This window comes from Achromobacter sp. GQ309, from assembly GCF_059759315.1.
In genome coordinates this window covers 332216-346995 of the sequence record NZ_JCAXDP010000006.1, presented here as the reverse complement: position 1 = coordinate 346995, position 14780 = coordinate 332216, and the positions used below count along the sequence as shown (strand labels likewise).

12 protein-coding genes and 1 tRNA gene are annotated in these 14780 nt (G+C 63.3%); 6 read left to right on the top strand and 7 right to left on the bottom strand.

Going from position 1 to position 14780, the window contains the following annotated elements; genetic code table 11:
- Positions 1 to 45 precede the first annotated feature (45 nt).
- Positions 46 to 939: a LysR family transcriptional regulator gene (locus AC6CIE_RS20785; protein WP_175137937.1), complete on the bottom strand. Its 894-nt coding sequence runs from the start codon at positions 937 to 939 to the stop codon at positions 46 to 48.
- Between the two features lie 110 nt (positions 940 to 1049).
- On the opposite strand from AC6CIE_RS20785, the gene AC6CIE_RS20780 reads away from it, so the two are divergent.
- The 6 genes from AC6CIE_RS20780 to AC6CIE_RS20755 all read left to right on the top strand — a co-directional run bounded on the left by AC6CIE_RS20780 (position 1050) and on the right by AC6CIE_RS20755 (position 7300).
- On the top strand, positions 1050 to 2054 hold the full coding sequence (locus AC6CIE_RS20780) for a Bug family tripartite tricarboxylate transporter substrate binding protein (protein ID WP_498093716.1): 1005 nt from the start codon (positions 1050 to 1052) through the stop codon (positions 2052 to 2054).
- Positions 2055 to 2120: 66 nt separating this feature from the next.
- A complete protein-coding gene (locus AC6CIE_RS20775; RefSeq protein ID WP_498093714.1) occupies positions 2121 to 2840 on the top strand; it encodes a PIG-L deacetylase family protein in 720 nt (239 codons plus the stop codon).
- On the top strand, positions 2837 to 3526 hold the full coding sequence (locus tag AC6CIE_RS20770) for a 4-carboxy-4-hydroxy-2-oxoadipate aldolase/oxaloacetate decarboxylase (RefSeq protein ID WP_498093712.1): 690 nt from the start codon (positions 2837 to 2839) through the stop codon (positions 3524 to 3526). Before AC6CIE_RS20775 ends, AC6CIE_RS20770 begins: the two co-directional genes overlap by 4 nt.
- Before the next feature lie 189 nt (positions 3527 to 3715).
- Complete coding sequence (locus tag AC6CIE_RS20765) at positions 3716 to 5911, top strand: TonB-dependent receptor (protein ID WP_498093710.1); 2196 nt, start codon at positions 3716 to 3718, stop codon at positions 5909 to 5911.
- Between the two features lie 10 nt (positions 5912 to 5921).
- The gene (locus AC6CIE_RS20760) at positions 5922 to 7091 is read left to right on the top strand and encodes a PepSY-associated TM helix domain-containing protein (RefSeq protein WP_498093708.1); all 1170 of its coding nucleotides are present in this window, start codon (positions 5922 to 5924) and stop codon (positions 7089 to 7091) included.
- Positions 7088 to 7300 carry a hypothetical protein gene (locus tag AC6CIE_RS20755; protein WP_175122292.1) on the top strand — a complete coding sequence of 71 codons (213 nt, stop codon included), beginning with the start codon at positions 7088 to 7090 and terminating at the stop codon, positions 7298 to 7300. Before AC6CIE_RS20760 ends, AC6CIE_RS20755 begins: the two co-directional genes overlap by 4 nt.
- Positions 7301 to 7330: 30 nt before the next feature.
- Here the strand turns inward: AC6CIE_RS20755 and AC6CIE_RS20750 are convergent, their stop codons facing one another.
- The 6 genes from AC6CIE_RS20750 to AC6CIE_RS20725 form a co-directional block, all read right to left on the bottom strand.
- The gene (locus AC6CIE_RS20750) at positions 7331 to 7960 is read right to left on the bottom strand and encodes an HAD family hydrolase (protein WP_279973550.1); all 630 of its coding nucleotides are present in this window, start codon (positions 7958 to 7960) and stop codon (positions 7331 to 7333) included.
- Positions 7961 to 8111: 151 nt separating this feature from the next.
- Positions 8112 to 8867, bottom strand: a complete 756-nt coding sequence (locus AC6CIE_RS20745; protein ID WP_498093706.1) for a hypothetical protein — start codon at positions 8865 to 8867, stop codon at positions 8112 to 8114.
- Between the two features lie 403 nt (positions 8868 to 9270).
- Positions 9271 to 11427, bottom strand: a complete 2157-nt coding sequence (locus AC6CIE_RS20740) for a LamG-like jellyroll fold domain-containing protein (RefSeq protein WP_239216189.1) — start codon at positions 11425 to 11427, stop codon at positions 9271 to 9273.
- A gap of 205 nt (positions 11428 to 11632) precedes the next feature.
- The gene (locus AC6CIE_RS20735; protein ID WP_498093704.1) at positions 11633 to 12652 is read right to left on the bottom strand and encodes an Abi family protein; all 1020 of its coding nucleotides are present in this window, start codon (positions 12650 to 12652) and stop codon (positions 11633 to 11635) included.
- 394 nt (positions 12653 to 13046) lie between these two features.
- Positions 13047 to 13131 (bottom strand) — tRNA-Leu (locus tag AC6CIE_RS20730).
- 155 nt (positions 13132 to 13286) lie between these two features.
- Positions 13287 to 14678, bottom strand: a complete 1392-nt coding sequence (locus AC6CIE_RS20725; protein WP_498093702.1) for a uracil-xanthine permease family protein — start codon at positions 14676 to 14678, stop codon at positions 13287 to 13289.
- Positions 14679 to 14780: the final 102 nt, after the last annotated feature.

The following is a 14780-nucleotide window of genomic DNA, read 5'->3' as shown; positions in this document are numbered from 1 at the left end:
GGCGGGGGCCTTTGAATCACCATTGCGATCCGCGGCCTCTGCCGTCTACTGCACGGCCGAAGCGGTCTCGCGGAACCGCTGCACCAGCGGAGAGCCGTCTTCCGAACGATACGCCAGCAGCACCTGGCTTTGGGCGTCTGGCGTATCCAGTTCGCGATAGGCCACGCCGGGAATGCCCGTTTTCATGTAGGTGTCGGGGAGGATGGAAATGCCCATCCCCGCCGCGACCAGACCGATGATGGTTGCACCTTCGCGCGCCTCCTGGCCGACTTGCGGGGCGAAGCCCGCCCGGTTGGCCAGCACGCTCACGTGGTCGAACAGGCCGCAGCCCAGGCCACGCGGGAACAGGATGAAGGATTCGTCCGCCAGGTCCGTCATTGACAGCGGCGTGTCACGGCGCGCCAGCGGATGCGATTGCGGCAGGGCGGCCATCAGCCGGTCGGTCCACAGCGGCAGCGTCGCGATGTTGGGCGGCGGCACGAACAGGATGGATGGCCGCAGAAATCCCACGTCGATGTCTTTGGAAGCCAGCGCCCGCAATTGCTGGCCCGTCGACTGATGGCTCAGGTCCACCCCCACGCCGGGAAAGTCCGTGCGAAAGGCATGCACGATGCGGGGAAAGGCGTCGAACATCGGCACCGACGCCGTGAATGCCACGCGGATCTCGCCGGTTTCTCCCAGCGCCGACTGCCGCACGACCTCGCCGGCGCGTTCCAGGTGGGACAGCGCGCGGCGCGCCTGTTCCAAGAACAGCGCGCCCGCCTGCGTCAGTTCCACGCTGCGGCTCGTGCGGGTCAGGAGCGGCGCCCCGAGTTCTTCTTCCAGCGCCTTGATCTGCAGGCTGAGGGGCGGCTGGCTGACGTGCAGCCGGCGCGCGGCCTGGCTGAAGCTCAGTTCCTCGGCGACGGCGACGAAGTAACGCAGTTGGCGGAAATCCATATTGATTTGGAAAGCAAATAGATGATCGTGAAAAACGGTATTGGACGGTATGAGTGTACGCCGCGCATCATTCGGCCATACCAACACGTATAACGACACAGGAGACAACCATGAAGGCTTTCCAGCCCTCCCGGTCCCGCCGCACGTTTGCCGCCGCCGCAGGCGTGGGCGCACTGATCGCCGCCATGCTGGCGCCGCTGCCGGCTGCCGCGCAGACCAATTTCCCCGACAAGCCGATCCGTATTGTGGTGCCGTACGCCGCTGGCGGCGGCGTGGACATCGTCACCCGCCTCGTCAGCCAGAAAATGGGTGATGCGCTGAAGCAGACGATCATCGTCGAAAACAAACCTGGCGCGGCCACCAATATCGGCATGGACACCGTGGCGCGCGCCCCGGCGGACGGCTATACGCTGCTGACCGCGTCGAATACGCTGGCCGCCAACGGTGCGCTGTTCTCCAAGCTGACCTTCGATCCCGCGCACGACTTCACCCCCGTGGGCGCCATCGGTTATGCGCCGCTGGCCGTGGTGGTGCCGGTCGAGTCGTCGTTCAAGACCTTGAAGGACCTGACGGACTATGGCCGCGCGCATCCCGACAAGCTGACCTACGCGTCGGCCGGCAACGGCAGCTCCGGCCATCTGGCCAGCGAACTGCTCAAGCGCGAGAGCGGCATGAAGGCGCTGCATGTGCCGTACAAGGGCGGTTCGCCCGCGGTCACCGACCTGTTGGGGCAGCGGATTTCCTTCATGTCCATCAATCCGCTGGAAGTCGTCTCGCACGTGAAGGCGGGCAAGCTGCGCGCATTGGCCGTGCTGGACGACGAGCCGGCAAGCATGCTGCCAGAGGTGCCCACGGTGGTGTCGCAAGGCCTGCCGGGCGCGATGGCCACGGTGTGGTGGGGCTTGATCGGCCCCAAGGATTTGCCGCCCGAGGTCACTGCAAAGTTGAATGCCGCGCTGCAATCCGCATTGAAGGACCCCGCCGTAAAGCAGCGCTTCGGCGAAATGGGCGCGGTCGTCACGCCCGGTACGGACAAGCAGTTCGGCCAATTCGTGGCAGCGGAAACCACCAAGTGGACCAAGGTCATCAAGGACGCGGGCATCAAGGCTGATTGACCGCGCTCGCGCTGGTACGGGTCCGCAGGGCGGGTCCGGCCGGCAACCATGCATAGAGGAACTGAAATGGAACGGCAAAAGAACGGGCTGGTGGTCAGCGCGCACTCCGCGGACTTCGTCTGGCGCGCGGGCGGCGCCATCGCCCTGTACGCCAAACGCGGCTGGAAAATGACCGTGGTCTGCCTGTCGTTCGGCGAACGCGGCGAATCCGCCAAGCTGTGGAAGCAGCCGGCCATGACGCTGGAACGCGTCAAGGCCGACCGCCGCGACGAGGCACGTCTGGCGGCCGACATCCTGGGCGCGGACATCCGGTTCATGGACTGCGGCGACTATCCGCTGCGCGTCTCGGACGAGTCGCTTTTTGAACTGGTGGATGTGTACCGCGAACTGCAGCCGGAATTCGTGCTGACGCATTCGCAGAAAGACCCCTACAACTTCGACCATCCGCTCGCCACGCACGTCGCCCAGGAAGCCCGCGTGATCGCGCAGGCGCACGGGCACCATCCCGAGCAGGCCGTGCTGGGCGCGCCGCCCGTATTTCTGTTCGAGCCGCACCAGCCCGAGCAGTGCGAGTGGAAGCCGGAAGTGCTGCTCGATATCTCCGAAGTCTGGGACCAGAAGCGCCGGGCCTTCGAGACCATGGCTGCGCAGGAACACCTGTGGGAGTACTACACCCGCGTCGCCTTGCAGCGCGGCGTGCAGGCATCGCGCAACTCGAACCTGAAGATCAAGTACGCGGAAGGCTACCAGCGCGTGTTCCCGCAAGTCACCGGGGAGCTGGCATGAGCATCGCCGTCAGGAACATCGACCGCGCCGACAGCAGGGTCATCGCACGCCTGGCGTCGGCAGGCGTGGCCACCGCACACGAGGCGCAGCATCGCACCGGCCTGCTGCAACCCTACCTGCGGCCCGTGTACGCAGGCGCATCCATCGCAGGCAGCGCCGTGACGGTGTTGGCGCAGCCGGGCGACAACTGGATGCTGCACGTTGCGATCGAACTCTGCCGGCCGGGCGATATCGTCGTCGTGGCCTGCGCGTCGTCGAGCGAGGACGGCATGTTCGGAGAACTGCTTGCCACCTCGATGCGCGCACGCGGCGTGCATGGGCTGGTCATCGACGCGGGCTGCCGTGATGTCGCGGCGCTGAAGGACATGCAGTTTCCCGTGTGGTCGAAGTGCATCTCTGCCAAGGGCACGGTCAAGGCGACACCCGGGTCGGTGAACGTGCCGGTCGTGTGCGCGGGAGCGCTCGTGCAGCCCGGCGATGTCGTCATCGCCGACGATGACGGCGTGTGCATCGTGCCGCGCGAGCGTGCGGCGCAGGTTGCTGACGCCTGCGATGCGCGGCTGATCAACGAGACGGCCAAACGCAAGCGGTTGGCCGCCGGGGAACTGGGGCTGGATATCTACGGCATGCGGGAAAAGCTGGCCGCGGCGGGGCTGGTGTACGTGGACCGCAATCCGGGGGCCTGAAACGCCGGCGCAGAAACTTGGGGCGACCGCCTCAAGCGATGGATGAGGCCATCTGGATGAGTTTTAGGGCCGCCGGCACAGATGCCACGATTGATGCGCCGATGCCACATCAAGATAACCCCCATAGCGATAACGAATAAGAATGCTTATCATGCGCGTTTTACATAAAAGAACGCATGGGGTGGGGCTGTGGGTAAAGCATCGAAAGGCCGTCAAGGCAGGCAGAAGGGCGTCGCCCTGGCAGTGAAGCAGGCATTGGCGGGCAGCGCCGCGCTCTATGCCGCGTCGGTTTCCGCGCAGACGCAGGCCCCGGCTCCCGCCGCGATCACCGTGTTGCCCGCCGTCACCGTGACCAGTGCCCCGATCGCCCTGGGCGAGGCGCCTGCGCCCATCGCTGGCGGCCTGATCGGCGGCGGCGCCCGCATGGGCATCCTGGGCAATACGTCCGTCATGGACACGCCCTTCAGCGTCACGAGCTATACCGCCCAGACCATCGAGAACGAGCAGGCGCGTTCCGTGGCCGACGTCGCCACCATGGACCCGTCCGTGCGCATGAGCAGCGCGCGGTCCAACATCAACGAAGACCTGACCATCCGCGGCTTCAATGTTCCGACCGCGGACTTCGCGTTCAACGGCATGTTCGGGCTGACGCCATATTGGCGCGCACCGGTCGAGACCCTGGAACGCGTGGAGATCATCAAGGGCCCTTCCGCGGCGCTATTCGGCATGACGCCGGGCGGCAGCGTGGGCGGCGTGGTCAACCTGGTGCCCAAGCGCGCGACCGATGAGCCCATCACCCGGCTCACGGGCTCAGTCATGTCCGACTCCGTCTTTGGCGTGCATGCCGACGTCGGCCGCCGCTTCGGCGAAGGCAACGCGTTCGGCATTCGTGTGAACGGGATGCTGCGCGACGGCGACACGCCCATCAAGGACCAATCCACGCGTGAAGCGCTGGGCTCGGTTGCGCTGGACTATCGCGGTGAAAGACTGCGGTCGTCCCTGGACCTGATCTGGCAGAAGGAACGCATCGACAACGTCGTGCGCCAGTTCCAGCTTGGCGACGACCTGACGTCGATTCCCGAGGCGCCCAGCAACAAGAATCCGTATCCCGGCCTGGGCTGGAGCGATGGCCGCAACACCGCTGGCGTCTTCAAGATCGAATACGACATCACGGACTACCTGACCGCCTACGCGGGCTATGGCCAGCGCAAACTGGACTGGGACGCCTTTGCCGCCAACCCCGTGCTGCAGAATTCGCAGGGCGATTACTCCTTTTTCGGCGGCTGGCAGCGGATGACGGTGGACAGCAAGTCCACCGAAGCCGGCCTGCGCAGCAATTTCAAGACCGGTCCCGTGAGCCACAAGGTCGCCTTCAGCTACACGCTGCTGGACCAGGACTCCGACCTGGGCTTCAACACCGGTTTCCCGCCCGGCAATTCCAACATCTACGCCGGCAACACCTTCGACACGCCGTCCATCTCCGGCGTCAGCAATCCTCTGAACCGCTACCAGAGCGTCAAGCTGACCAGCTACGCGCTGGCCGACACCCTGGGCTTCATGGACGACCGCCTGCAGTTGACGCTTGGCGTGCGCCGCCAGAACGTGCAGGGCCAGAACTACAACTTCACCAACGGCGAGCCCAGCGGCCCGCGCTACGACAAGAGCGCGACCACGCCGCTGGCCGGCGTCGTCTTCAAGGTGCGGCCGGACCTGTCGGTCTATGCCAGCTACGTCGAAGGCCTGTCCCAAGGCGACACCGCGCCGACCAGCGCGGCCATCACCAACCCGGGCGAGACGCTGTCGCCGTTCAAGTCCAAGCAGAAGGAAATCGGCGTCAAGTACAACCTGAACGACAACATGCTGGCCACCGTCGCGCTGTTTGAGCTGACGCGGCCCAGCTCCGGCATCTCTGGCAACACCTTCGGCGAGTTCGGCGAACAGCGCAACCGCGGCGTGGAAGCCAGCTTTGCCGGCGAAGTCACCAAGGGCGTGCGTCTGTTGGGCGGCATCAGCTATATCGACGCCGTCATCAACAAGGCCACCACGCCCGATCTGCAGGGCAACAAGGCCATCGGTGTGCCCGACTGGCAATTCAACCTTGGCGCCGAGTGGGATACCCCCTTCGTCCCCGGCTTGACGGTGTTGGGCCGCGTCATCTACACCGACAGAACGTATGCCAACGCCGACAACAGCCTGTCGGTGCCAAGCTGGACCCGCGTCGACGCCGGCGCCCGCTACGAAACCAAGATCAGCGGCACCCCCGTCACCTTCCGCTTCAACGTCGAGAACCTGTTCAACCGGAACTACTGGGGCACCGCCACCGCCGGTTATCTGTTCGTAGGCTCGCCGCGCACCTACACGTTCTCGACCAGCATCGCCTTCTAAGGAGGCAGATATGTCCACGCAAGCCTGGTCCTGGATACACAAGTGGAGCAGTCTGATCTGCACGGTCTTCATGCTGCTGCTGTGTCTGACCGGGCTGCCCCTGATCTTTCACGAAGAGATCGAGCACCTGTCAGGCGTGGTCGAAGCGCCGCCCATGCCCGCCGGCACACCCAACGCCAGCATGGACCAGATCGCCCAGACCGCGCTGGAACGGCGCCCGGGCGAAGTCATCCGCTACATGTTCTGGGATCAGGACGAGCATCCCGACATTACGTATGTCTCGATGGCCAGCGCCGTCGACGCCCCGCCCGAGGAGAACAACGCGGTTGTCATCGATTCGCGCACGGCCAAGGTCCTGGACGAGCCGGCCACCGACGAAGGCTTCATGTACGTCATGCTCAAGCTGCATACGGATATGTTCGCCGGCCTGCCGGGCATGCTATTTCTGGGCGCAATGGGCCTCTTGATGGTGGTCGCCATCGTGTCCGGGGTGGTGCTGTATTACCCCTTCATGCGACGTCTGAAGTTCGGCGCGCTGCGCACCCAACGCAGCACCCGTGTCAAATGGCTGGACTGGCACAACCTGCTGGGCATCGTCACCGTCGTCTGGCTGCTGGTCGTTGGCATCACGGGCAGCATCAACACCTTGAATCGCGTTGTGTTGAGCCTATGGCAGATGGACCAGATGGCGGAAATGACCGCGCCGTTCCGCGGCCTGCCGCCGGTTACGCAGCCCGCACATCTGGAAGACTCCATCCGCACCGCGCGTGCCGCGGTGCCGGACATGGCGGTGAGCCTGGTGGCGTTTCCCGGGACGATGTTCTCCAGCCCGCACCATTACACGTTCTTCATGAAGGGCAATACGCCCGTGACTTCGCGCCTGCTCAAGCCGGCGCTGGTGGACGCGACGAATGGGGAACTGACCGACACGCGCGAAATGCCGTGGTACGTGAAGACCTTGTTCCTGTCGCAGCCGCTGCATTTTGGGGATTACGGCGGCTTGCCGTTGAAGATCCTCTGGGCGGTGTTGGATCTGTTTGCGATCGTGGTGCTGGGTAGCGGGTTGTACTTGTGGCTGCGCAAGCCCAAGGCTGCGACGGCCGCCAAGCCCTTAACCGAGGATGCTGCCGAAGCCGCCAATGCGCTGCGTCAGAGCGATAGTCAGGAGGCCGCGCAATGAACAGGACGAGCGAGGCGCGCGGCGCACGCACCGAACACCTGCAGTCGGCTGGCGAGGTGTTCCGCGCGCCCATCTGGCTGGGCGTGGCGTCGGTGGTGGGACTGGTGTCGGCGCTGCTGGGCGATGGGGTGTGGGATGGCGTGTCGTGGTTGGCGATCTTTGCGCCGATCGGGGCGGTGTGGTGGGCGTGGCGGAGGCGGGGCGGGTGAAGTCTCCTTCATCTCGCCGCCGGCAGCTCGTCAGTGGCGCGCGGCCATCAGCGTAAGCACGTCGCTCAGCGATTGAACGGAGTCCGCTGACTTTGACGTGGCTGTGTGCCGGTCAAGGTGATAGCCGTGAATGCCGAATTTTCGTGGCCCGATCATGTCGGCCTCGATGGTGTCGCCGATCATCAGCACTTCATCGGGCCGGCACGCAATGCCATCACAAAGGTATTGGTAGATCTCGGCTTGCGGCTTCACGGCGCCGGCTTCGTACGACCAGGCGCAGAAGTCCGGCCGAATGGGCAGCAAGTCCAGCACCGGCGGGCCATACGGCGCCGCCAGGTTGGAGCAAAGCGCGACCTTGATGCCGCGTTCCCGCAATGCAAGCAACGTCGGCGTGGCATCCGCGAAAAGCGAGATGGATTGAATCTCTTCACGCAATTCGGCTTCAAGCGCGTTCAGGTCTGCATCGCTGACCACTCCGCCAAACAGGCTGGCGGCCTGTCGCAGGTCGATCGGATTGCTCATCGCGCGGACCCCGTCGTCGCGCTGGCGCGGACGACCCGCTTCATGCAGCAGCCGGACCAGCTTGCGGAACGGTCGAGTCGGCCGTTCGATGTGGACCAAGGTTCCGAATACGTCGAATGCCACGGCCTTGATTGCCATTGAACCTCCTGCGCCAATGAGGCTTTCCGGTGATTGGCCGGACCGTGATGTCCAACCTGTCTGCGACGGATTCTAGCGGCAAAACTTCCGGCGGATTGCTGGATCCCTTGGTCTTCGGATGAGCAGGGACGCAGGAGCACCGGGTGAGGGGCTACTCGTCGCGAGCGACCGTGACGAATATGCCGTCGGCTTCGTTCAAGCGGGGGCCCGCCGGCAGGATCATTACCGAAACGTCATCGGGCAGATGGGACGCCAGCGCATTCAGGCGTTCGCTGACGATGCTGTCCAACGAATCGCGGCGCGACTCTGCTGACACCGCAAGGCTTACCCCAACCTTGTTCCAGCTTTCCCAGGATTCCGGCGCTTGCCGGTATGCCACTGTCGTCCATTCCGATGGGTTGATGATGGTGCCGTCCGCCAACCGTGGGGGCGCATCGCTCCAGGCTTCCAACTTCTCACGTGTCGCGCCGGAGTAGATCCACGCAGGGGGCGGGCGGATTCCCTGGGCGGGCTGGGCGGAAATATCCAGTTTGGCGGCCAGCGCCTCCAATGCCTGATCCGTGGACAGCTTGGCTTCCTTAAGCCGGGCGGGATCGATCGACAGCCATAGCTGGATGGGTTCCGGCGTATTGCTCCAGATCTGGGTGATGGTTTGGTTATCGCCAACACCACGACCGATCCTGTCGGCGACCAGTTGTTGCAGCTCGGGCTTGCTGAGACGCGGACTGGCCACCAGCAGGTAGAGATCCGCGCTCGGGACGGCGCCCCACACGAGGGCCGGCGGCTGGATGGCGTCTGATGGCGTTGCCTGCGCGGCATTGGCTGGCAGGTAGACGCAGAGGGCCAATGCGGCAAGCCAGCTGCAGCGCGCCGGCCAAAAGCGGTGAATCCAGGTCATCAGAGGCATAGGTTTTTAGTTGTTCAAATGCTGTTAAATCCCGCACGCGATGGTCACGAGCGGGGAGTTGATGGACATGATCATTGTTTCGATACCGGTCTGGAAGCGCTGAGTCGCGCTCCTGACGGATCTGACGGGTTGAGGTCCGGGATTATCCCAGACGGCAAAAACCCGCAGAGCGCGAGCTGGTGCGGGTTTGAGGTACTACTTGGATATCAGTCCAGACAGGTGTCTGGTGCCCGGCGGCCGGAATCGAACCGGCACGCCTGTCTTGCGCCTGGATTACTCGCTTTTCTCTGCGCGAACAAAATGATCAAGGCAAGATTGATGATGAGCATAAACGAACCAACGTCGATATCTAACGCGCTCACTCACGCGCCGCGGCAAAGGCCGGCCGCGGCGCGTGCGCCTATCACCGCCGACGCGCGGTCAGCCAGTCGATCGGCTGTAGCGCCTGACCGACGATACGGATCTCGCCGACGCTGCCAAAGAACCCATCAGCCCGCGCGCCATCCCACGAACCGGCGCCGACGATCCACGGCATGTTGGCCGCCAACGTCGCCAGGCCGCGAGCGCCTGAGGCGTTGCGCAGAACCGGCGCGCCTTCCACGTACAGAATGGTTTCGTGCGTGGTGTCATCGTTCACCACGGCAACGTGCATCCACTTGTCGGGGATGATCTCGCCAGACCAGTTTGCCTTGGGACTACGCGATCCCGTGTCGTCCGGCACCACTTCCCACTGGATCTCGCGCAGGCTCGACACGGCAAACAGCAGCGGCGGGGATTCGGGATCTCCGCCCGAAAAGCCCGCCAGATCGCCGCGCTTGCCGTCACGCGTCATGATGTTCATCCACGCGTGCTTGGACGCGACCCAGTCGCGGTCGATCTTGATGAAGGCTTCCACCGTGTAGCCGTCGGTCGCGGTTTCACCGTTGATGATGGCCGCGGCATCCGTCGTGAAGTAGCTCATGCGAGCCGTGTTCTTGTCGGTGTTCAGGAAGCGCACCGAGCCGGGCGCGGCCGACAGGTAATGGTGATCGTCGGACCAGACCACATCACCCACCTGCGCACCGGCTACGCCGTCGATATTCAGCGGCGCGCGCCGCATCGGATTCAGACCTGCGCGGTCCGCGATCACCTCGCCCACCGGCACCGGCTGTCCATTGGTGCCGCCAAAGAAGCGCCAGTGCGCCAGCGTGCCTTGCACCTGCGGATAATCATCCGGATCGGCGGCGGGTTTCTGCTCGGCGGCGACGGGATCCGTGTAGTTCGCCAAAATCAATGCGCGCGCCTGGTCGATCAGCGCAGTGTGCGACGGCGTAGCCGCCTTGAATTCCTTATTGAAGCCGCCAAAGCGCTTCGCAAAATCCATCTTGATGGTGAACTGCTCGTTCGCGCCGGTCAGAATGGCCTGGTCAAACGTGTTGAGCGTGTTCTTCGGCTTCTGCGGCACCCACGGCGAGAACGACAGGACCCGGATCTCGTTGTTGCTGAGGTCGAACTCATACAGACGCATCAGGCCGTTGCCGCCCTGATAGGCCATCTGATAATCCACCACCATTTCCTCGACCGAATTGCCGAACGCATTGGTCTTGGTCAGATGCGCGGCGCCGTGATAGTGGCCGTTCAGCGTCATGAAGATCTGATCGTTGTCGCGGATCAGCTTGTCCCAAAGCATCAGCCCGTAGGGCACTTCCAGCGGCGTGACGCCGTCCTTGTCGATGTTCAGCAACTGGTGATTGACCAGGATCACCGGCAGTGTCGGGTTCGCGCGAATGACCTGGTTGGCCCAGGTCAACGCGTCATCGGAGATGCGCCACGACAGCGACAGCACCATGAACTTCTGGCCCTCGGCTTCGAACACGTGATATTCGTGGAACCCGCTAGGATCGCGGCCGCCAAACGTGGCCTGGTTCTTGGCGCGATCGGCGCTGAAGGTTTTCAAATAGGGCTCGTTAGCCAGATTGCGCTGCGCGTCCGTGGCGCTGGCCTGGCTGCTGGCGTCGACGTAGTCGCGGTCCAGGATCACGTCGTGGTTGCCGGCCAGAATCGAGTACGGGACCTTGGCTTCTTCCAGAATCGCCATGGCGGCATCTGCCACTTTCCATTGATCCGGTTTGACTTGTTGATCGACGACGTCGCCTAAGTGGATCAGAAACGGAATCCCCAGCGACTTCGAATGATCGGCCACCCACTGCGTCTGCGCCTTGAACGGCTCGCTGCCGTACTTGCGCATGAACTGCTGGTTTTCGGCGTCGGTTGCGTAGCGCGAATAGAACTGCGTGTCCGGCAGTACTGCTACTGCGAAGCTGGAGATGTTGACGGGTTGGGGTTGCGGCTCGGGTTGGGGCTGCGGTTGTGGTTGCGTACCGGGGGTTTCGGGCGACGTGGTGGCATCGTCATCGTCGTCGCTGGAGCAGGCAGACAGCAGCAGCGATCCGCCAACCGGCAGGAACGTGGCGCCGAAACCAGCCTTGAGCAGACTGCGACGGCGCGGATCGGCGTCGGTCGGCAGTGCCGCGAGTTTGTTGGCAACCTCAAGTTTGCCGTCGTGCTTGTCGTTCGCCATCTGTGCTGCCCTTCAGAAAAAGCGGGAAGCTTAGGTAGGGCGGATGACGGGATGATGAATGATGGTGGCTGATTTTTTTGTCAGGTTTAGGGGGGGGGATTGTGGTCGACGCCACTGTTCAGAGTCTTACGCGCGGCTGAAAATGGATCATGTTGATCTGGACTACGCTGGCGGAGGTCGTTTCGAGTAGCCGCGCTTGACGTCGCTAAGTAGTCTGCTGCGCAAGCAGCGAACCTGCCTGTGCAAACGCCTCGCGCGGTAGCGTGGACATGCCGTGGTCGAAACCCATCGCATAACGGTCGCAACCAGGAAGTTGTGGCCACGCATCAATCAGCGCTGCAACTTGGTCGAGCCACTGGGAGCTGGGACCGATCTGCTTGATCAAAAACCAGATCACAGCGATAAGGCCGAAAAGACGTCCACGCGCGTGGTCGGTCAGTGTTAGCGCATTGAAATAGGGGTGGGGTAGGTGCGCGAGAGCGTTGCTGGATGACTGGTTCCAAACTCGAGCGTGATGCGCACATCGATTTCGCAATGTGTTGATCTGCTGCAACCAGTCCTTCAGAACCAGACTGTTCGCAACCCCCAGTCGATTGGAAATTCGCTGTCGGTGCTTCCCGCGAAGCATCTCGAAGTACTTGGATAGGAGACCAAAGTCCCAGGCTTCGACCGCGACCCAGAACGGAATCGCTCTCCTATTGTCGCGATGCCATACGATGCAGTCTTCCCGGGATCGGTTGAGTTGCGCGCGCTGGCGTTGAGACCATTCTCGCCATTGGTTGCGCACCTTACCCTTGTGAACATAATCGGCACAGGCACGGGGCATGATGAAGCGATCCTGTTCGTACGCCATTGGATCGTGGAAACCGACCTCGTGGGCGACCACTGACCGAAGATGTACTTCGATCCGCTCGATTGCGTCGAGCGCGAGAAGTCTAAGACGCTTATCAAAAAGGTATAGGTCGAAGACATCACGGAAAGCCGTGCCTGGCACAAAATGATCTGCGCGTAACGGTCTGCCTGCGTCCCCGGTCATTTGTCGCCCGTGTTCGTTCATGCACGGAATCCGGCAGGGATACCAGTATCCGCTCAGCCGGTAATAGCCGACCTGGGAGAGCTTGCGCTGAGTGCGGCCTGCGTCACCGATGTCCATGCCGCGCTCGGCGAGCACGCTCGCGAGTTCGACGTATGTCTTATGCGGTTTTGGCGGCGCCGTCTGAACCAAGGCAATGTCTCAGAAATGAGAAGGCCCAAACATGCAGCCGGACAAGCCGACTACAGAGGTTTGGGCGCGATTGCAGTGATTGTTGTCTCTATCGTCGGGAGGGGTCAAGCGTTCGCCCGGCCCTCCGTAGGGTAGGTTGCCAAAACAAGACGAGTCCGACGAAAAATTGGGGCGCCGCCTCTTCTCTGCCTCGCACAGAGTTCAAGTCGGAATCTCGGCACCGTCATCGGACGCGCCACATCGACTCGGCGATATACGCGGGGGAGACTCTGTTATGCAGGCACAGACCGAAAGCGGACTGAGTTTTCAGCAAGAAGGCCCTGCAGGGGGAAATCGCGATTTTGAGGGGGGCGCAGAGATTAGCGCTTTTAACGCGTCACCACGCATGGAATTCTGGTGCCCGGGGCCGGAATCGAACCGGCACGCCTTGCGGCGGGGGATTTTGAGTCCCCTGCGTCTACCAATTTCACCACCCGGGCTAGGGGGTCGCGAGCGCGTCCAGGTGACGGCTGCGGGAGATGCGAAGACCGCGATTATATGCGGTCTTTTTCATCTTGTCAGGCGATGGCTAGGCGAGCCTGCCGTCCAAGGGGAAGGCCAGGGCTGCTAAACCCCGACCGCACCCCCACAATCCTCACTTCTTCTCAGGCAAGAACCAGTTCATCACCAGTGCGCAAATCCCGCCGGTGGCGACGCCCGATTCCAGCACGCTCTTCACCGAGTGCGGCAGGTGCGACAGGATTTCCGGCACTTGCGACACACCCAAGCCCAGCGCCAAAGACACGGCGATGATGAGCAACGCCCGGCGGTCCAGCTGAATGCCCGCCAGGATGTTGATCCCAGACGCGGCCACCGCGCCGAACATTACCATGGCTGCGCCGCCCAGGACGGGTTCGGGCACGGCTTGCAGGACGCCCGCGACAACCGGGAACAGACCCAGCAGAATCAGCATGCCCGCAATCCACACGCCGACGTGGCGGCTGGCGATGCCGGTCAGCTGGATGACGCCATTGTTCTGCGCAAATACCGAGCTGGGAAACGTATTGAACACGCCTGCCAGCAGCGAGTTCGCGCCGTTGACCAGCACGCCGCCCTTGATGCGCTGCATCCAGAGCGGACCTTCAACCGGCTGCTTGGAAACCTTGCTGGTGGCAGTGACGTCGCCAATCGCTTCCAGGGACGTGACTAGATAAATGATCAGCATCGGTACGAACAAGGCCCAAGAGAACCCCAGGCCAAAGTGCAGCGGCACCGGAACCTGGAAGACGGCGGCTTCGCGGGCGCCGGTGAAATCCAGACGGCCCATATAGGCGGCGGCGATGTAGCCGACGGCCAGTGCCAGCACTAGCGCAGTGCTGCGAATCCACACCACCGGCACGCGGTTGAGCAGGATGATGGTGGCCAGGACGAGGCCGGACAGGGTCAGGTTCTCGGCGCTGGCGAAGGTGCCGTTGGCCATGGCGCCGAAGCCGCCGCCCATGCTGATGAGGCCGACCTTGATGAGCGTCAGGCCGATCAGCAGCACGACGATGCCGGTGACGAGCGGGGTGATGAGGCGTTTGACGAAGGGCAGGATGCGGCTGATGCCCATCTCGACAAAGGACCCGGCGATGACGACGCCGAAGATGGCGGCCATGACGGCTTCGACCGGCGTGCCTTGCTTGACCATGACCGAGCCGCCGGCGATCAGCGGGCCGACGAAGTTGAAGCTCGTGCCCTGCACGATGAGCAGACCCGCGCCGAGCGGCCCGAAGCGCTTGCACTGCACGTAGGTGGCGATGCCGGAGATCACCAGCGACATAGAGACGATGAGGGTGGTGTCGCGGCTGCTGACCCCCAGGGCCTGGCAGATGAGCAGGCCGGGGGTGACGATGGGGACCAGGATGGCCAGCAGGTGCTGCAGGGCGGCGACGAAGGCGACGGGAGGCGCGGGGCGGTCGTCGGGGCCGTAGACCAGGTCGTGGCTGGTGTCGGCGTCATCGGACGTGCCGTGGGGGGCGGGTTGGGTCAGGGAGGCGGGTTGCATGGCGGGAGGGCCGGCCGGGAGGGGGTAGGTGAGAAAAGTGCGGGATTTTACCGGGGACAGCCGCCTGTCAGGTTGCTTCTCCGCCACCCCGGTCTTGAAAAG